This window comes from Labrenzia sp. ATLA3, from assembly GCF_057180185.1.
This window is the reverse complement of record NZ_JBXUKV010000014.1, coordinates 28,962-47,125: the sequence shown is the minus strand read 5'-3', so window position 1 is coordinate 47,125 and position 18,164 is coordinate 28,962. Positions and strand designations below refer to the sequence as shown.

13 protein-coding genes are annotated in these 18,164 nt (G+C 60.2%); 12 read left to right on the top strand and 1 reads right to left on the bottom strand.

Annotated elements, in window-relative coordinates:
• The first annotated feature begins 8 nt into the window (after nucleotides 1-8).
• From murG to recN, 10 genes are all read left to right on the top strand, one after another.
• Nucleotides 9-1,115: an undecaprenyldiphospho-muramoylpentapeptide beta-N-acetylglucosaminyltransferase gene (gene murG / locus AC2A6O_RS28260; RefSeq protein WP_498932056.1), complete on the top strand. Its 1,107-nt coding sequence runs from the start codon at nucleotides 9-11 to the stop codon at nucleotides 1,113-1,115.
• Entirely contained in the window at nucleotides 1,112-2,512 is a 1,401-nt protein-coding gene (gene murC, locus AC2A6O_RS28255) for a UDP-N-acetylmuramate--L-alanine ligase (protein WP_498932055.1), read from the top strand. The genes murG and murC overlap by 4 nt, the downstream gene beginning before the upstream one ends.
• A gap of 12 nt (nucleotides 2,513-2,524) precedes the next feature.
• Nucleotides 2,525-3,496 carry a UDP-N-acetylmuramate dehydrogenase gene (gene murB / locus AC2A6O_RS28250; RefSeq protein WP_498932054.1) on the top strand — a complete coding sequence of 324 codons (972 nt, stop codon included), beginning with the start codon at nucleotides 2,525-2,527 and terminating at the stop codon, nucleotides 3,494-3,496.
• Nucleotides 3,496-4,422, top strand: coding sequence for a D-alanine--D-alanine ligase (locus AC2A6O_RS28245; RefSeq protein ID WP_148586040.1), 927 nt, complete (start codon nucleotides 3,496-3,498; stop codon nucleotides 4,420-4,422). The genes murB and AC2A6O_RS28245 overlap by 1 nt, the downstream gene beginning before the upstream one ends.
• Nucleotides 4,410-5,324: a cell division protein FtsQ/DivIB gene (locus AC2A6O_RS28240; protein ID WP_205514184.1), complete on the top strand. Its 915-nt coding sequence runs from the start codon at nucleotides 4,410-4,412 to the stop codon at nucleotides 5,322-5,324. Before AC2A6O_RS28245 ends, AC2A6O_RS28240 begins: the two co-directional genes overlap by 13 nt.
• A complete protein-coding gene (gene ftsA / locus AC2A6O_RS28235) occupies nucleotides 5,321-6,643 on the top strand; it encodes a cell division protein FtsA (RefSeq protein WP_148586041.1) in 1,323 nt (440 codons plus the stop codon). The genes AC2A6O_RS28240 and ftsA overlap by 4 nt, the downstream gene beginning before the upstream one ends.
• Before the next feature lie 115 nt (nucleotides 6,644-6,758).
• The gene (gene ftsZ, locus AC2A6O_RS28230) at nucleotides 6,759-8,558 is read left to right on the top strand and encodes a cell division protein FtsZ (RefSeq protein ID WP_148587274.1); all 1,800 of its coding nucleotides are present in this window, start codon (nucleotides 6,759-6,761) and stop codon (nucleotides 8,556-8,558) included.
• Nucleotides 8,559-8,814: 256 nt separating this feature from the next.
• Nucleotides 8,815-9,759 carry a UDP-3-O-acyl-N-acetylglucosamine deacetylase gene (gene lpxC / locus AC2A6O_RS28225; RefSeq protein ID WP_148586042.1) on the top strand — a complete coding sequence of 315 codons (945 nt, stop codon included), beginning with the start codon at nucleotides 8,815-8,817 and terminating at the stop codon, nucleotides 9,757-9,759.
• A 264-nt stretch (nucleotides 9,760-10,023) separates the two neighbouring features.
• Nucleotides 10,024-10,836 carry an outer membrane protein assembly factor BamD gene (locus AC2A6O_RS28220; protein ID WP_148587275.1) on the top strand — a complete coding sequence of 271 codons (813 nt, stop codon included), beginning with the start codon at nucleotides 10,024-10,026 and terminating at the stop codon, nucleotides 10,834-10,836.
• Between the two features lie 122 nt (nucleotides 10,837-10,958).
• Complete coding sequence (gene recN / locus AC2A6O_RS28215; protein ID WP_498932053.1) at nucleotides 10,959-12,626, top strand: DNA repair protein RecN; 1,668 nt, start codon at nucleotides 10,959-10,961, stop codon at nucleotides 12,624-12,626.
• 90 nt (nucleotides 12,627-12,716) lie between these two features.
• On the opposite strand, the gene AC2A6O_RS28210 is transcribed toward recN, so the two are convergent.
• Nucleotides 12,717-12,950: a hypothetical protein gene (locus AC2A6O_RS28210; protein WP_148586044.1), complete on the bottom strand. Its 234-nt coding sequence runs from the start codon at nucleotides 12,948-12,950 to the stop codon at nucleotides 12,717-12,719.
• 148 nt (nucleotides 12,951-13,098) lie between these two features.
• On the opposite strand from AC2A6O_RS28210, the gene ligA reads away from it, so the two are divergent.
• Nucleotides 13,099-15,252 carry an NAD-dependent DNA ligase LigA gene (gene ligA / locus AC2A6O_RS28205; RefSeq protein WP_498932052.1) on the top strand — a complete coding sequence of 718 codons (2,154 nt, stop codon included), beginning with the start codon at nucleotides 13,099-13,101 and terminating at the stop codon, nucleotides 15,250-15,252.
• Between the two features lie 422 nt (nucleotides 15,253-15,674).
• Nucleotides 15,675-18,113 carry an ATP-dependent helicase gene (locus tag AC2A6O_RS28200; RefSeq protein WP_148586047.1) on the top strand — a complete coding sequence of 813 codons (2,439 nt, stop codon included), beginning with the start codon at nucleotides 15,675-15,677 and terminating at the stop codon, nucleotides 18,111-18,113.
• The last annotated feature ends 51 nt before the right edge of the window (nucleotides 18,114-18,164 follow it).

Below are 18,164 nucleotides of genomic sequence, written 5' to 3'. Positions count from 1 at the left end.
CCGAACTTATGAGCAAAACTGTTTTACTGACGGCCGGCGGAACAGGCGGCCACCTCTTTCCCGCACAGGCGCTTGCCAGCGAGCTGATCCGGCGCGGCTGGACGGTGGAGCTTGCAACGGACGAACGGGCCGACAAATACGGCACGGCCTTTCCGGCTCGCAACGTTCACATCATCGCCTCTGAGACCATTCGTGGTCGCAATCCCTTTTTGCTGGCCAAGACCGGGGTGAAACTTTTTCTGGGTACGCTGCAGGCGCGCAAGGTGATCAAGGCCTTGAAGCCGGATGTCGTGGCCGGTTTTGGCGGCTATCCGACGTTCCCTCCAATGTTTGCTGCCCGGCTCACCGGTACACCTTCCGTTCTGCATGAAGCGAATGGCGTCATGGGGCGCGCCAACCGCCTGTTGGCGAAGGGCGTTACCGCGATTGCCACGAGCGTCCCGATTGAAGACCTCCCGGTGGACTTCAAGGCCAAGCTGACTGAAACGGGCAACCCCGTGCGAGACGCGGTGCTGGATGCAGCGGAACTGCCCTATACGGCGCCGCTTGCAGGCGGTGAATTCAAGTTGCTGGTTTTCGGTGGCTCCCAGGGCGCCCGCTTCTTTTCCGATCTTCTGCCGCCGGCGGTGGAACACCTGCCTGCGGACATGCGCGCGCGTTTGCGTATCGTGCAGCAATGCCGTCCGGAAGATATGGAACGTGTGCAGGCCGTTTACGACAGCCTGGGCGTTCAAACCGAGTGCGCGCCTTTCTTCCAGGACATGCCCCAGCGGATTGCCCAGGCGCATCTGGTGATTTGCCGCTCTGGTGCATCCTCTGTCAGTGAGCTCAGCGTGCTTGGCCGCCCATCCATTCTGGTGCCGTTGCCCGGTGCGATCGACCAGGACCAGGCTGCCAATGCCAAGGTGCTTGAAAAAGCAGGTGGCGCCTGGCCGATCCGTCAGGTCGACCTGGTACCGGAGCGGCTGGCCCAGGAACTCATCCGTTTCATGAAAGCACCCGAAATGCTGGGCGACGCGGCGCAAAAGGCGCGCAGTGTTGCCAGGCCAGACGCGGTGAAAAGACTTGCCGACCTTGTCGAGCAAGTTGCAGCGAACCAAGGAGAACGGCCATGAAGATGCCGCAGGACATCGGACCGGTTCATTTTGTCGGTATCGGCGGTATCGGCATGAGCGGCATTGCCGAAGTGCTGAAAACCGTCGGCTACACCGTGCAGGGCTCGGACATGGCGGAAAACGCCAATGTTCAGCGCCTGCGTGACAACGGCATCAAGGTAACCGTTGGCCATGCCGCAGAAAACCTGGGCGATGCCGAGGTTCTGGTCGTGTCTTCTGCCATCAAGAAGGACAACCCGGAACTGATGGCGGCGCGTGAAAAGCTGATCCCGGTTGTGCGGCGGGCGGAAATGCTGGCCGAGTTGATGCGCTTCAAGCAGGCGATTGCCGTTGGCGGCACGCACGGCAAGACCACGACCACATCGATGGTCGCTGCCCTGCTGGATGCCGGCGGGGTGGACCCGACCGTCATCAATGGCGGCATCATCAACGCCTATGGCACCAATGCCCGCATGGGCGAGGGTGACTGGATGGTGGTTGAAGCGGACGAAAGCGACGGCACCTTTGTCAAGCTGCCTGCGGACGTCGCCATCGTCACCAACATAGACCCCGAGCACCTGGACCATTACGGCGATTTTGCCGGGGTGCGCGCCGCCTTCCGGCAATTCGTTGAAAATGTGCCGTTCTATGGCTTTGCGGTCATGTGTCTCGATCATCCCGAAGTCCAGACGATGATCGGGACCATTGAGGACCGCCGGGTTGTGACCTATGGCGCCAATCCGCAGGCCGACGTTCGCTACACGGATGTCTCGATGGATGGCGGCAAGTCGATCTTTTCCGTCACGCTTCGCGACCGCCGAAGCGGGGAGGTGATCGAGTTGAAGGATCTGGTGCTGCCGATGCCTGGACTTCACAACGTCTCGAATGCAACGGCCGCCATCGCGGTTGCCTCGCAACTGGGCGTTGGCGCGGAAGATCTCAGGAAAGGGATCGCATCCTTTGGCGGTGTTAAGCGGCGCTTCACGCACACCGGCACGGTCGATGGTGTTCAGATATTCGATGATTACGGCCACCATCCGGTTGAAATCAAGGCGGTGCTCCATGCCGCACGAGAGTCGACCAACGGCAAGGTGATCGCGGTCATGCAGCCGCACCGTTACTCACGCCTGCACAGCCTGTTCGATGATTTTTCCAACTGCTTCAACGATGCCGATGCGGTGATCATCGCTCCGGTCTATGCGGCTGGCGAACAACCGATCAAGGGTGCCGCGCATACGGATCTCGTCTCGGGCATGAAAACCCGCGGCCACAGAAACGTTCGGGCAATCGAAGGGCCGGAAGAACTGCCGGCCTTGATCAAGGAACTGGCCGAACCCGGGGACTTCGTGGTCTGCCTTGGCGCCGGCAATATCACCCAGTGGGCCTACGCGCTGCCGAAGCAGTTGGAAGAGCTTTAAGGAGGTCGTCTCATGGCGTTTCCCGATCTGCTGGAGCAGCATCCGGAGCTTGCAGAAGGTATCCGGGGCAAGCTGACAGCCAATCAGGCACTGTCCGCAGTCACGTGGTTCCGCACTGGCGGCCCGGCGCAGTTGATGTTCCAGCCAGCGGATGAAGACGACCTTGCCGCGTTCCTCAAGAAGCTGCCCAGGGATATTCCGGTGCTGCCGGTGGGGCTCGGGTCCAATCTTCTGATCCGTGATGGCGGGCTTGGGGGTGTTGTCATCCGCTTGAGCGCAAAGGGTTTCGGGAGCGTTGAGGATATCGGCGGCAACAGACTGAAGGCAGGGGCCGCTGTTCCGGACAAGCGTCTGGCAGAAGCCGCGGCCAAAGCCGGTCTTGGCGGCTTTTCCTTCTATACCGGCATTCCGGGCGGCCTTGGGGGCGCGCTGCGCATGAATGCGGGCGCTCATGGCACGGAAACCCGCGAGCGCATGGTCGAGCTGACGGCCATTGACCGGGACGGAAATCGCCACGTTCTGACCAATGCGGACATGGGCTATGCCTATCGCCATTCGGATGCCTCGAAGGACCTGATTTTCACCTCCGCCGTGTTTGAGGGCGTGCCACAGGACGAGGCCTCGATCCGGCAGGAAATGGCCGACGTTGTCGCTCATCGCGAACGGGCGCAGCCAATCCGTGAAAAGACCGGAGGATCCACCTTCAAGAACCCGCCGGGGACTTCCGCTTGGAAGGAGGTGGATGCGGCCGGGTGCCGTGGCTTGACCGTCGGCGGGGCGCAAATGTCCGAAATGCATTGCAACTTCATGATCAACACAGGCACGGCCAGCGGACACGATCTTGAGCTTCTGGGCGAAACCGTTCGCTCTCGCGTCCTGGCGCACAGCGGCATCCGGCTGGAATGGGAAATCAAACGCCTGGGAGAGTTCGGTGCCGAAGGGGCTGTTGAACCGTTTCTGGGTCAGGAAGGGGAGGCCGCCTGATGGCCAGCAAACACGTTGCCGTTCTGATGGGGGGCTGGGTTAACGAACGGCCTGTCAGCCTCGCAAGCGGCACGGGCTGTGCGGACGCGCTGGAGGAAGCTGGCTATCGGGTGACCCGGGTCGATGTCGACCGCAACATCTCCGCTGTTCTCTCAAATCTGAAGCCTGATGTGGCCTTCAACGCTCTGCATGGACCCTTCGGGGAGGATGGTTGCGTTCAGGGAATTTTAGAAGTTCTTAACATCCCGTACACACATTCCGGTGTGCTCGCTTCCAGCCTCGCAATGAACAAGGTGACGGCAAAAGCGGTGATGAATGCAGCCGGAATTCCGGTCACCGAGCACCTTGTCGTGAACCGCCGGGAGATCACTCGGGAGCACCCGATGAAGCCGCCCTACGTGTTGAAACCCATCAACGAGGGATCGAGCTTCGGAGTGCTGATTGTCAAGGAAGATCAAGAGTTTCCACCCCAGGAACTGGGTCGTGAAGACTGGCCCTACCCCGATGTGCTGATGTGCGAAAAGTTCATTGGGGGACGGGAGCTGACCTGTGCTGTCATGGACGACACGGCTCTGGGCGTCATCGACATAGTGCCGTTAGGTCACGGTTTCTACGATTACGACGCAAAATATGCACAAGGTGGTTCAAAACACATTCTTCCTGCAAAAATTTCACCGATTGTTTACCAAACCATAGAGACACTAGCAGTTAAGGCACATCAGGCTTTGGGTTGTCGCGGTGTTTCCCGCGCCGACTTCCGATTCGATGAAAAGGAAGACGGGTCCGGAGAGCTGATTTGCCTGGAAGTAAACACGCAGCCAGGCATGACGCCGACTTCTCTTGTGCCCGAAATGGCGGCCCACAAGGGGATGAGTTTCAAGGACCTGGTCAGTTGGATGGTTGAGGACGCAAGTTGCTGTCGATAAGGCGCAAACATTACCGGGACACGATGACCCCGCTGGAAGCCGAGCTGGCTCCGCGTGGGCGCGGTGTGTCGCGTTTGCACCGTCAGCCGGTGTGGCGTTCGGCCGGGCGCCTTGCGGATCTGCCGCGTTGGACCGGTTCTGCTGCTGCACTGACTTTCTTAACCTTAACAATTGGTTATGGAATAGTCATAGGGGGACACGGCCGGCTTGTTTCCGACAGTCTCCTGTCCGCTGCGGGTTTCGGGATCGAAGCCGTCAAGCTGTCCGGTCAGCGCGAAATCAACGAGTTCCAGATCCTGGAAGCCCTGGAAATTCACGAGGGCTCTTCGCTTGCCCTGTTCGACGCCAACGGCGCCCGCGAACGTCTCAACGAAATGCCCTGGGTGAAGAGCGCTTCGGTGATGAAGCTCTACCCGAGCACGCTGCAGATCAACATCGAGGAGCGGGTGCCCTATGCGCTGTGGCAGCGCGGCGACCTTGTCTCCATCGTAAACGAATCAGGTGACGTGATTACTGACGATGTGGATGGGCGCTATGCCAATCTGCTGCTCGTCGTGAATCACGGCGCTCAGCGCCGGGCGTCCGAGATCAACAAGGCGCTGGAAAAGGTTCCGTCCCTGCGCCCACGCGTGCGCGCGGCCTTCCTGATCAGTGATCGCCGCTGGGATTTGCAGCTTGAGAACGGGATTTCGATCCGCTTGCCCCAAGACAATATCGACGCCGCATTGGCAGATCTGGTGAAAATGGATGAAGAAAGCGGGCTTTTGTCCCGGGATGTCGTTGCAATCGACATGCGTCTTGCTGACCGCGTGACCGTGCGCCTGTCCGACGAGGCTGCAGAGCAGCGCAAGGTCATGACTGGCGGCAAGGGCCGTTCAGGCAAGAAGGAGCGTGACACATGAGCCGCTCCAGCAACAATCTCTACCTGCCGAAGATGCGTCCGCTGCCAACCCGCCGCGCTGTTATCATGTCGGTTCTCGACGTAGGCTCCACGAAGATTTGCTGCCTGATCGCCAAACTGGTGCCGCAGGAAGAAAAAGCGATCCTGTCCAGCCGCTCCCACAAGGTGGAAGTGCTGGGCTATGGCTACCAGCGTTCGCGCGGTATCAAGTCCGGCGTTGTCGTCGACATGGATGCGGCCGAACAGGCCATCCGCCTGGCCGTCGACAGTGCCGAACGCATGGCCGGGGTGACGGTGGAGTCGCTGATCTCCAACATCAGCTGCGGCCGCCTGCAGAGCGAGATCTACAGCGCCAACGTTCCGCTGGCCGGTGACAGCGTGTCGGAAGCCGACATCCAGCGGGTGCTTTCCGCCGGGTCGAGCCATTCCGTCACCGACGGCCGGGCCGTGACCCACGCGCTCCCGATTTCCTATTCGCTGGACGGCAGCCGCGGTATCCGCGATCCGCGCGGCATGATGGGCCACAAGCTGGGCGTCGACATGCAGGTGGTAACGGCGGAAGTCCCGCCGGTGCGCAATCTGGAACTGTGTATCAACCGCGGCCACCTTCATGTGGAAACCATGGTTGCGACGCCGTTTGCCAGTGGTCTGTCCACCATCGTCGATGATGAAGCCGAGCTTGGCGTCGCCTGCATCGATATGGGCGGCGGCACGACCACTCTGTCGGTCTTTGTCGACGGTCACATGGTGCACCTCGATGCGATTGCCGTTGGCGGCAATCACGTGACCACCGATATCGCGCGCGCCTTCGCAACCCGTCTGCAGGATGCGGAGCGCCTGAAAACCCTTTATGGCTCGCCGCTGGCGTCCAGTTCGGATGACCGTGATCTGCTCACGGTGCCGCCGCTGGAAAGCGACAGCGACCTGCCCAACCAGATCCCACGCTCGGCGTTGACCCGGGTTATCCGGCCGCGCGTGGAAGAAATCCTTGAACTCGTGAGAGATCGGCTGACGGCGTCCGGCTTTGCCGGGCGTGTCGGTAAGCAGATCGTTCTGACCGGGGGCGCAAGTCAGCTCACGGGTCTTGGAGAAGTTGCGCGTCACATCCTGGGGCGCAACGTCCGTCTTGGCCGGCCTCTAGGCGTCGCCGGTCTTCCCGAGGCTGCCAAAGGTCCGGCATTTGCCGCCGCTGTTGGCCTCTTGATTTATCCGCAGGTCGCTCAGATCGAACAGTTCGAACACAAGAACAGACGATCAGGGTGGGGCGGGCAATCTGGTTACCTGGCCCGTGTGGGCCAATGGATCAGGGAAAGCTTCTGACGACATGAGCCAAGAAGACGACATCCAGGAATTTGAGCTGCCAGCAATGGCAGAGGAGATTAGGGAAGAAGAGGCTACTCCCGTACCGGGGGCGCCAGTGGGTCGCGAGGATAATATGACCATCAACCTGAAGATGCCCGACATTCAGGAGCTGAAGCCGCGTATTACGGTCTTCGGCGTAGGCGGCGCGGGCGGAAACGCCGTCAATAACATGATCACTGCAGGCCTCCAGGGTTGCGACTTCGTCGTTGCCAACACGGATGCCCAGGCACTGGCCATGAACCATTCAGACAGGCTCGTCCAGATGGGCGTGGCCGTGACTGAAGGTCTTGGTGCAGGCTCCCAGCCGGAAGTCGGCTGCGCGGCTGCCGAGGAAGTGATCGACGAAATCAACGATCACCTGTCCGGATCGCACATGGTGTTCATCACCGCCGGCATGGGCGGCGGAACCGGCACCGGCGCTGCACCCGTTATTGCACGGGCGGCACGCGAGCAGGGTATACTGACGGTAGGTGTGGTGACCAAACCGTTCCAGTTCGAAGGCGCACGCCGTATGCGGATCGCCGATTCCGGTATCGAGGAACTGCAGCGGAGCGTCGATACACTGATCGTCATTCCGAACCAGAACCTGTTCCGGATTGCCAACGCCCAGACCACTTTCGCCGACGCATTCGCGATGGCCGACCAGGTGCTCTATTCGGGTGTTGCCTGCATCACCGACCTGATGGTGAAGGAAGGTCTCATCAACCTCGACTTCGCCGACGTTCGTTCCGTGATGCGCGGCATGGGCAAGGCGATGATGGGTACAGGCGAAGCCAGCGGCGAAAAGCGCGCGCAGCAGGCGGCTGAAGCTGCCATTGCCAACCCGCTCCTCGACGAGTCTTCGATGAAAGGCGCCAGAGGCCTGCTCATCTCCATCACCGGCGGCAATGACCTGACGCTGTTCGAGGTGGATGAAGCAGCTACACGTATCCGTGAGGAAGTCGACGCCGACGCCAACATCATCCTGGGCGCGACCTTTGACGAAACGCTGGATGGTCTCATCCGCGTGTCTGTCGTTGCAACCGGCATTGACAAGGAGGAAGGCCTTGCGGCTAACACGTTTCCCGGAACAGCAGCTCAGCCAGTAAAGGCAGAAGCTCCGGCAATGAGCCGGACGCCGGAAATCAACACCGCACGCCAGGCCGCAGCCGCTGAAAAGGCTCACGCCGAAGATGCTGCTGCCAAGGCCGTTGCCAACCTGGAACGCGAGCTGGCCATTCCGGACCCGCAGCCTGTTTCCGTTGCCAGCGACCCGGCAGTGGAAATCAAGAAGGTGCAGCCTACGGCTGGATCGCTTGCGGCCAAGCCGCAGATGCTCGACATTGAAGAAGAAACCCGGGCACCTGTTGCAGAAGACACGCCGGTCAGCCAGCCTTACATTCCGCCGGTTGCCGCCGAGCACAATCCGACTCCGCGTATGCCGCGGGTCGAGGATTTCCCGCCGATCGCTCAGCGTGAAATCCAGGCAAGGCAGCAGACGGCACAAGTAGCTCAGCCTCAGCAGCCGGCCGCACAGCAGCAGCAGCCTGCAGCTCAGCAGCGCCCGCAGCAGCCTGCTCCGGCACCGAGCTATGAAGAACATGGCGAAGACGACCGCCGCCCGATGGGGCTGCTGCGCCGTCTCGCAAGCGGCCTTGGCCGTCATCACGAAGAAGATCAGGAGCATGACATGGCCGCCGCACCGGCCCCACGTCCGGCTCCGCAGATGCAGCCGGCCCAGCAGGCCGCTCCGCGTGCACCGCAGCAACGTCCCGCAGCCCATGGCGCTGCAGGCCAGCTCGACAACACCGGACGGGCTACGCCGAAGCCGGTGAGCGCGACTGAAGACGAGCAGTTGGAAATTCCGGCGTTTCTCCGCCGCCAGGCCAACTGATTCGACACTCGATCATCTTCCCTGATCGTTACAGCCCGGAGTTCACACTCCGGGCTGTTTCCGTTACGGAACAAATTTCCTTTTTAATTCAGTGCGTTGCTGGCCTGTGAATCGTTACAAACCGTAATAAAGCTTTATTTCGCCCAAATGGGGTTCGGGACTATGTTCCCAGCCAACGCGGGATCGTTAAAAGTCCGTGACTCGCCATGAGTAAACGAAGGGCTTGTTTCCGCTGCAAACCGGAAGGGCTGGGTTTATGACCGCATATGTTGACCGACAGACGACGCTAGACGATCAGGTGACCCTGACCGGAATCGGCGTTCATTCGGGCAAACCAGCGTCGATCACTCTTGTCCCCGCCGAAGCTGGCGTGGGGATTGTGTTCACCCGCACCGACCAGGAAAATTCAGTCGAAGTTCCGGCTCTCTGGAACAAGGTGTCCGCAACGGCGCTTTGCACCGTCCTTGGCGATCCGTCCACTGAAGGTGTGGCAACCGTCGAACATCTGATGGCTGCGTTGGTCGGCATGGGCGTCGACAACCTGATCGTGGAGATCGACGGACCGGAAATGCCTGTCATGGATGGCAGCAGCGTTGCATTTGTCGAGGCTATCGAGCAGATCGGCCTCAAGCGCCTGGATCGGGGGCGCCGGTACCTCAAGGTGAAGAAGACCGTTCGTGTCAACAATGGCACGGCATGGTGTGAGCTTCATCCTTACAACGGCACCAAATTCGACATCACCATCGACTTCGATACGCCGCTGATCGGCCGTCAGCAGTTTGAATCCGAAATCACGCCGGATGTGTTCCGTGACGAACTGTGCCGGGCGCGTACTTTCGGTTACGTGAAGGATGTGGAGCAGCTTTGGAAGATGGGCTTTGCCCTCGGCTCGTCACTGGAAAATTCCGTGGCCATTTCCGAGGACAAGGTGCTCAATCCGGAGGGCACCCGCTGGCCGGACGAGTTTGCGCGTCACAAGGCACTCGACGCTGTTGGCGATCTGGCTCTGGCCGGTCTGCCGATCCTGGGCCTGTACCGCTCCTACAAGGGCGGTCACAAGATGAACCACGCGATCCTGGTCAAGCTTTTCGAAGATCCGAGCTCCTTCGAAATCGTCGAGTCACCTGCGTTCCGCAAGGTCGGTCAGGTCGACAAGGGCGGCATCGCAGCTGCGGCGGCTTTCGGCCCGGACGTTTCCTGACGCACTTTTGATCGGCCGCTTCCTGGGAGCGGCCGTTTTTATTTCGGCGGAATTCGGAAGCTAATTGCACCGGTTGCCATAAAATTGCTCAAAAAAACCGTCAGATGGCCGATGAGGACGTGACGGGGACCGGTGATTTCCGCTAAACACTCCTGTCGATAAATTTGCAAGGCTCTACGACATGGGCCTTAGGGGCTTTAAAGGCCCGGGAGTATAGGCGTGAACGGAATGGACACTGGTTCTGAAGTGAGCAGAGCCAAACACATGAAGACCTTCCTGAGACTGGCCGTTCTGGCTGTGCCGCTTGCGCTTGCCGCTTGCGGTGGCAAGGACGATCTCGATGAGCTTGCACTCAACGATACGCCGCCGGAAGTTCTGTTCAACGAAGGCCTGTCCCTGCGCGCGCAAGGCAAACTGCGCGATTCGACCCAGAAGTTCGAAGAGCTCGACAAGCTTTATCCCTACTCGGAATATTCCAAGAAATCGCTGGTGAACCTGGCGTTCCTGAACTATTCGCGCGGCAAATACACGGAAACCGTGACTGCGGCGAAGCGGTTCGTGACGCTTTACCCGGGCGATGAGGATTCAGCCTACATGCTGTATCTGGCCGGTCAGGCCTATTTCCGCCAGATGCCCGATATTACCCGCGACCAGGCCGTGACCCGCAAGGCCGCCGGTGCCTTCAACGAGCTTATCCAGCGTTTCCCGGATTCGGAATATGTGCCGGATGCCGAGAGCAAACTGCGGATCGTGCACGACCAGCTTGGCGGCAAGGAAATGCAGATTGGCCGCTTCTATCTGAAGAAGCGCAACTACATTGCGGCCATCAACCGCTTCAAGACGGTGGTGGTCGATTATCAGACGACGCGCCACGTGGAAGAAGCACTGTTCCGCCTGACCGAAGCCTACTACGCGCTCGGTGTTGTCAACGAAGCGCAGACGGCTGCCGCCGTGCTTGGGCACAACTATCCTGACAGTCAGTGGTACAAGGATGCCTATTCGCTGTTGAACAAGGGCGGATATGAGCCTTCGGAAGACAGTGGTAGCTGGATCAGCCGCGCCTTCAAGAGCGTCTGACGCCCAGATCAATCCCAAATTGGCTTCAGCCTCGCAAATGAGGTTGAAAAGGCCCAAACAGGCTCTTTCAAGACGCTTCGGTCCTCCTATATGGTGGGCCGAACTTTAAGGAGCACCCCTGCATGCTGGTCGCGCTGTCTATCCGTGACATCGTTCTGATCGACCGTCTTGACCTTGAATTTGCCACTGGAATGTCGGTTCTCACCGGCGAGACCGGTGCCGGCAAATCCATCCTCCTCGATTCCCTGTCGCTGGCACTCGGCGCACGCGGCGATGCCGATCTTGTGCGCCACGGTGAGGCGCAGGGGCAGGTGACGGCCGTTTTCGATGTTGCGGCGGACCATCCCGTGCGAACTTTCCTGCGGGAAAATGACGTCGATGACGACGGTGACATCATCCTGCGCCGCATTCAGACATCAGACGGGCGCACAAGGGCTTTCGTCAACGATCAGCCGGTCAGTGCCGGGTTGTTGCGGCAGGCGGGCGCGCTGCTGGTGGAAATTCACGGGCAGCATGACGACCGTGCCCTGGTCGACCCTGAAAGTCACCGTGCCCTCATTGATGTCTTTGGCGGTCTGACCGCAGAGGCCGAAGCCGTTGCACAGGCCTTTGCGACCTATCGCGCCGCTGACAAGGCGGTGAGTGATCATGAGAAACGGATTGAAGCCGCGCGGAACGAAGCCGACTTCCTGCGCGCTGCCGTCGACGAACTGTCGGCCCTCAAGCCGGAAGCCGGCGAAGAGGACCAACTGGCTGCGCGGCGCACAGACATGATGGCGGTCGAGAAGATCGCGGGCGATCTCAACGAGGCATTCGAAACCCTGAACGGCACGGCGTCACCGATCCCGGAACTTGCCAGCCTGCTGAGGCGGCTGGAACGCAAGGCCGATCAGGTGCCCAATCTGCTCGGGCTGCCTGTCCGCACGCTTTCCGAAGCCCTGGATCTTCTGGAAGAAACGCGCGGCGGGCTGGAAACCGCGCTTCGCGAGACGGAATTCGACCCCCGCGAGCTGGAAGCGGTTGAAGAACGTCTGTTTGCGCTTCGCGCCGCCTCGCGCAAGTACTCCGTGCCGGTTGATGAGCTGTCCGGTCTGTGTGCCCGGATGAGTGGGGATCTGGCGGATCTCGATGCCGGTGAGGACAAGCTGGCAGCGCTGGTGAGTGCTGCGGTCAAGGCCCGGACGGAATACGACAAGAAAGCCGCAAACCTTTCGGAAAAGCGCCGCAAGTCGGCCAAGGCATTGGAAAAGGCGGTTGAGACCGAGCTGCCCGACCTGAAGCTGGAACGGGCAAAATTCATTGTAGAACTGGAAAGCAATCCGGAAAGCCGCAGTCGTTCGGGCATCGATCAACTGGAATTTCATGTTCAGACCAACCCGGGCACCAAGCCGGGGCCGATGATGAAGGTGGCGTCAGGCGGGGAACTTTCCCGCTTCCTGCTGGCGCTCAAGGTCTCGCTGGCCGACAAGGGCTCGGCCCCGACGCTGGTATTCGATGAAATCGACACAGGGGTTGGAGGAGCGGTTGCGGAGGCCATCGGCCTGCGGCTTGCGCGCCTTGCCGGCAGTGTTCAGGTTCTCACTGTCACGCATGCGCCGCAGGTGGCAGCCCGTGCCGCAGGGCATTTCCTGATCGCCAAGGAAGCGACCAGGAAGGATCGGGTCGCAACGCGCGTCCAGCGGATCGATGAAGATCACCGCAGCGAGGAAATCGCGCGCATGCTGGCCGGTAGCGTCATCACCGAAGAAGCGCGGGCGGCGGCACGCCGCCTTCTAGCCGCCGCCGAATAAGCGCATCGGATCGGGGGGCTGCCGACCAAAAAAGAGGGCAGGAGCTTTCGCTCCCACCCAGTGGTGCTTTTGAGCTGATAAGTGCCGGTCTTACGGCTCTTTCACCAGCGGTGCTTGTTTCATGTCCGGCAGCTTGATCTCGCTTTTGCCAATGTTCGGCACATTCAACTCGATGCTCAGTTCATCGTCGTTCGTGAAAAAGCCATTGGCGTAAAGCAGGCCGGCGGCAATCAGTGCAACAACAAGAGCTCCGGCCATGAACCATCCTGCGCTGTTGCGCGTCGATTTCTCGACATAATGCGTTTCACGGTCCTGATAAGCCATTTGTGTCTCCTCATTCCAACAGTCACCAGCGTCAAGATTTGCCGGTTCGATGTGCTATCAACGCTTGAGCCGGTCATTCGGTTCCGCTATCCGGTTTAATCGGGCAATCAACCCGTCCTCTCCCGCTGAAACATTTCGTGAAGACAACATGACCGATACCTCCTTCGCCCAAACCGACATCGAAGCCCTGACGCAGGAGGAAGCGCAGGTTGAGCTGAAGCGGCTGGCGGACGAAATCGCCGAACACGACCGGCGTTATCACCAGGAAGATGCCCCGGTCATCTCGGACGCGGATTATGATGCCCTGCGCCGGCGCAATGCCTCAATTGAAGCCCGGTTTCCAAATCTGATTCTTGCAGATGGTCCGTCGGCACAGGTTGGGGCGGCACCGGCCTCCGGGTTCGGCAAGATCACCCACCGGGTGCCGATGCTGTCGCTGGACAATGCTTTCAATGACGACGACGTCCGGGATTTCGTCGGCCGCGTGCGCCGGTTTCTGAAATACGATCCGCTGATGGGCGCATTGGCGGTTACCGCAGAGCCGAAGATCGACGGTCTGTCTCTGTCTCTTCGGTATGAAAACGGCACGCTGGTTTATGCGGCAACGCGCGGTGACGGCACGACGGGTGAAAATGTCACCGAGAATGCGAAGACCATAAAGGACATTCCCGAAAAACTATCCGGCACGGTGCCGGACGTGGTGGAGGTGCGCGGCGAAGTCTATATGGCGCACAAGGATTTTCAGGCGCTGAACGATCGTATGGCAGCCAATGGCGGCAAGGTTTTTGCCAACCCGCGCAACGCTGCGGCAGGCTCTCTGCGCCAGTTGAAGTCCGAAATCACGGCCTCCCGCCCGCTGCGCTACTTTGCCTACGCCTGGGGCGAAATGAGCGCGCTGCCGGAAGACACCCAGTTCGGCATGGTCAAGCAACTGGAAGCCTGGGGCTTTCAGATCAATCCGCTGATGAAGCGCTGTGAAACCGTCGAGGAGTTACTTGAGGTCTATCACGGCATCGAGGAAAGCCGAGCCCAACTCGATTACGATATCGATGGCGTGGTCTACAAGGTCGACCGTCTGGACCTGCAGGAGCGCCTCGGATTTGTCTCGCGGTCTCCCCGTTGGGCGATTGCACACAAGTTTCCGGCCGAACAGGCCTTCACCATCCTCAACGACATCGAGATCCAGGTTGGCCGCACGGGCGCCTTGACGCCGGTTGCCAAGCTGGAGCCGATCACGGTGGGCGGTGTCGTCGTTTCAAACGCAACCTTGCACAACGAAGACTATATCAAGGGGATCGGCCAGGATGGTGAGCCGATCCGCGGTGGCAAGGACCTGCGCATCGGCGATACGGTCAAGATCCAGCGCGCCGGCGATGTCATTCCGCAGATTGTCGATATCGACCTGGACAAGCGCCCCAAAGGGGCGGAAGCCTTCGAGTTTCCGACAATCTGCCCGGCCTGTGGCAGCCACGCGGTGCGCGAGGAAAAGGAAAACACCGGCCGCCGCGATGCCGTGCGCCGCTGCACCGGCGGCTTGATCTGCCCGGCGCAGGCAACGGAAAAGCTGAAGCATTTCGTGTCGCGCAATGCCTTCGACATTGAAGGCTTAGGCGACAAGCAGGTCGATGCCTTCTACAAGGAAGGCCTGGTGATGGCTCCGGCAGATATCTTCACGCTGGAGGAACGGGACAAACGCTCTCTCACCAAGCTGCGCAACCGGGAAGGCTGGGGCGCCGTTTCGGCAAAGAACCTGTTCGAGGCAATCAATGCCCGGCGCGAGATCGATCTCCACCGCTTCATTTTCGCCCTCGGCATTCGCCACGTCGGGGAGGGGAATGCCAAGCTGCTGGCGCGTGCCTACGGCTCCTGGGCAACGTTCTACGCCGCCATGAAGGCCGTGCACGATATGGAGGGGGAGCCCTGGGCCGAACTCAACGATATCGACGGCATCGGACATATCGTTGCCGAGGCGCTGGCGGAATTCTTCGCCGAACAGCACAATCTCGACCAGCTTGATGCGCTTCTGGGTGAGGTGTCGCCGAAGGATGCGGAAAAGGTCGATGCCTCGGGCTCGCCGGTCGCCGGCAAGACGGTGGTCTTCACCGGCTCGCTGGAGCGCATGACACGCGACGAAGCCAAGGCCATGGCCGAACGCTTCGGTGCCAAGACCGCGGGTTCCGTGTCTAAAAAGACCGACCTTGTGGTGGCTGGCCCCGGCGCCGGCTCCAAGCTGAAAAAGGCGCAGGAGCTGGAGATCGAGGTGATTTCCGAAGATGACTGGTTCGACCTGGTAGGGGCCTGAAGGCTCCTTCCAACAAGTTTTCGCGGTTTTGAAGAAAAGACAGGATTTCGCCGGCTGTGAAATGACCTGAACTTCGGGCACCTGCGTTTACTGGATCCCCGCCTTCGCGGGGATGACCAAATAGCGGGCAGGGGCTTTGTTTTCATTTCGCAGGGCGCCACGCCATCCGTTGTCATCCCGGTTTGACGCGAAGCGGCAAGACCGGGATCCAGTACCCACCTGTGTTGGCCGCAGCCGCGAGCCTTCGGGTTTCCTGAACTCTGTCGCCGCTGTGTCAAACCGTGGTTGCTTTACGCAGTTGCCGGAGCAAATCAGGAAAGCCCGGCTCTTGTCCCCACCAAATCGGACATTCGCGCCTCGCCAGCGCAGGTATGTTGCTATATTGTTCTCAAAACAAGCGCTTGAAACCGGACCAGTAAACCATGACCGACCCGGACGGGTACGACGATTCCTTTGACGATCCTTTCCAGCCTATCGGCACGCGGGCAGAGCCCGCGCCTGCACCGGTGCGGCCGCAAGGCGGGATCGCGGCCCGGGCGATGGCGGCACGGCGGGCGCCGGATTATCTGACCGGGCTGAACCCGGAACAGCAGCTGGCGGTGGAAACCACCGAAGGGCCGGTTCTGGTGCTGGCGGGTGCAGGAACCGGGAAAACCCGTGTGTTGACGACCCGCATCGCCCACATTCTGGCGTCTGGCCTTGCACGTCCTTCCGAAATTCTGGCCGTCACCTTTACCAACAAGGCCTCGCGCGAGATGAAAGAGCGCATCGCCGGTTTTGTCGGCGGCAATGTGGAAGGCATGGCCTGGCTCGGCACGTTTCACTCCATCTGCGTGAAAATCCTGCGCAAGCATGCCGAACTGGTCGGTTTGAAATCGTCATTCTCGATCCTCGACACCGACGACCAGATCCGCCTGATCAAGCAGATCATCCAGGCCGAGGGGCTGGACGACAAGCGCTGGACGGCCAAGACCTTCGCTGGAATTCTGGATAGCTGGAAAAACCGGGCGCTGGGGCCAAAGGATGTCCCGGAAGGGGAGGCGCGGGCGTTTGCCAACGGTAAGGGCCGCAAGCTTTACGAGGAATATCAGGAACGCCTGTCGATCCTGAACGCGGCCGATTTCGGCGACCTGCTGCTGCATGTCATCACGCTGTTCAAGACCCAGCCCGATGTTCTGAAGGAATATCAGCGCCGGTTCCGCTACATGCTGGTGGATGAATATCAGGACACCAACATAGCCCAGTATCTGTGGCTGCGGCTGCTGGCGCAGGGCAATCCGAATGTCTGCTGCGTCGGTGACGATGATCAGTCGATCTATGGCTGGCGCGGGGCGGAAGTGGACAACATCCTGCGCTTCGAACACGACTTCAAAGGCGCGGTAGTCATTCGCCTTGAGCGTAATTACCGCTCGACCAGCCACATACTGGCGGCAGCGTCTCACCTGATTGCCTTCAACGAAGGCCGGCTCGGCAAAACGCTGTTCACCGATTTCGAAGAGCCGGACCACGATCTGGTGTCGGTGGCCTCCGTCTGGGACGGCGAGGAAGAAGCCCGCACCATTGGCGACGAAATCGAGTCCCTTCAGGCCAAGGGTCATTCGCTCAATGAAATGGCGGTTCTGGTGCGCGCGTCCTTTCAGATGCGCGAGTTCGAAGACCGTTTCGTTACGTTGGGGCTGAACTACCGGGTCATCGGCGGTCCGCGCTTTTATGAGCGTATGGAAATCCGCGATGCCATGGCCTATTTCCGCTGTGTCGTGCAACCCGCGGACGATCTGGCGTTCGAGCGTATCGTCAACACGCCGAAGCGTGGCCTTGGCGATGCGACGCTCAAGCTGGTGCATGGTGTCGCCCGGGCGGAACGAATCCCGCTGATGCAGGCTGCGAGTCAGTTGATCGACACCGAGGAACTGAAGCCTAAGCCGCGTAACGGACTGAAATCCGTGCTCGACAACTTCGAGCGTTGGCGGCGCCAACTCGACCAGATGAAACACACCGAACTGGCGGAAATCATCCTGGACGAAAGCGGTTATACGGAGATGTGGCGGCAGGACCGCTCGGCGGAAGCGCCGGGGCGGCTCGACAACCTGAAGGAACTGATCCGGTCGATGGACGATTTTGAATCCATGGCCGGGTTCCTGGAACATATCTCTCTCGTCATGGACCGGGACAGCGCGGATGTGACCGACGCCGTGTCCATCATGACGCTGCACTCGGCAAAGGGGCTGGAGTTCGACACCGTGTTCCTGCCCGGCTGGGAAGAAGGTCTGTTCCCGCATCAGCGCGCGCTGGACGAATCCGGCCGCGCTGGTCTGGAGGAAGAACGCCGGCTGGCCTATGTCGGTATCACTCGGGCGAAAAAACGTGCGAAGCTCTACTTCGCATCCAACCGACGCATTCACGGCCTTTGGCAGTCAACCGTCCCCTCAAGGTTTCTGGATGAACTGCCGCCGGACCATGTGGAGATCGCGGAAGCCTCGTCCAACTATGGTGGCTATGGCGGCGGCGGGTATGGCGCGTCGCGGTTCGACAGCCACGATCCGTTCGACAAGGGCAGCTATTCCACGCCGGGCTGGCAACGAGCACAACGTGCCAAGAAGTCCTCCAGCGGGTTTTCCGATGGTGGCGGGCGCGGCTACCAGTCCGCACGGCAGAAGCGACAGGGACCGTTGACCATCGAAGGGGAACTGGTCGCGAAATCCGTCAGCGACACGCCGTCGGAATTCTCTGTTGGCGAACGCGTGTTTCACATCAAGTTCGGCTATGGAGCGATCAAGTCGATCGAAGGCAACAAGCTGACCATCGATTTTGAAAAGGCCGGGGTGAAGAAGGTCATCGACAGTTTCGTCGAACGGCACTGACCGGCGCGTTGCCAGAACGTTGACCGGAATGCTCCCGCACGCTGTTTCTCT

What these genes read in the sequence shown, in the direction of transcription:
- AC2A6O_RS28210 (WP_148586044.1), bottom strand. Translation starts at nt 12,950, where the DNA reads ATGGCTTATCAGGACCGTGAAACGCATTATGTCGAGAAATCGACGCGC.
- ligA (WP_498932052.1), top strand. Translation starts at nt 13,099, where the DNA reads ATGACCGATACCTCCTTCGCCCAAACCGACATCGAAGCCCTGACGCAG.
- AC2A6O_RS28245 (WP_148586040.1), top strand. Translation starts at nt 3,496, where the DNA reads ATGGCCAGCAAACACGTTGCCGTTCTGATGGGGGGCTGGGTTAACGAA.
- ftsA (WP_148586041.1), top strand. Translation starts at nt 5,321, where the DNA reads ATGAGCCGCTCCAGCAACAATCTCTACCTGCCGAAGATGCGTCCGCTG.
- murC (WP_498932055.1), top strand. Translation starts at nt 1,112, where the DNA reads ATGAAGATGCCGCAGGACATCGGACCGGTTCATTTTGTCGGTATCGGC.
- AC2A6O_RS28220 (WP_148587275.1), top strand. Translation starts at nt 10,024, where the DNA reads ATGAAGACCTTCCTGAGACTGGCCGTTCTGGCTGTGCCGCTTGCGCTT.
- murB (WP_498932054.1), top strand. Translation starts at nt 2,525, where the DNA reads ATGGCGTTTCCCGATCTGCTGGAGCAGCATCCGGAGCTTGCAGAAGGT.
- recN (WP_498932053.1), top strand. Translation starts at nt 10,959, where the DNA reads ATGCTGGTCGCGCTGTCTATCCGTGACATCGTTCTGATCGACCGTCTT.
- AC2A6O_RS28200 (WP_148586047.1), top strand. Translation starts at nt 15,675, where the DNA reads ATGACCGACCCGGACGGGTACGACGATTCCTTTGACGATCCTTTCCAG.
- ftsZ (WP_148587274.1), top strand. Translation starts at nt 6,759, where the DNA reads ATGACCATCAACCTGAAGATGCCCGACATTCAGGAGCTGAAGCCGCGT.
- lpxC (WP_148586042.1), top strand. Translation starts at nt 8,815, where the DNA reads ATGACCGCATATGTTGACCGACAGACGACGCTAGACGATCAGGTGACC.
- murG (WP_498932056.1), top strand. Translation starts at nt 9, where the DNA reads ATGAGCAAAACTGTTTTACTGACGGCCGGCGGAACAGGCGGCCACCTC.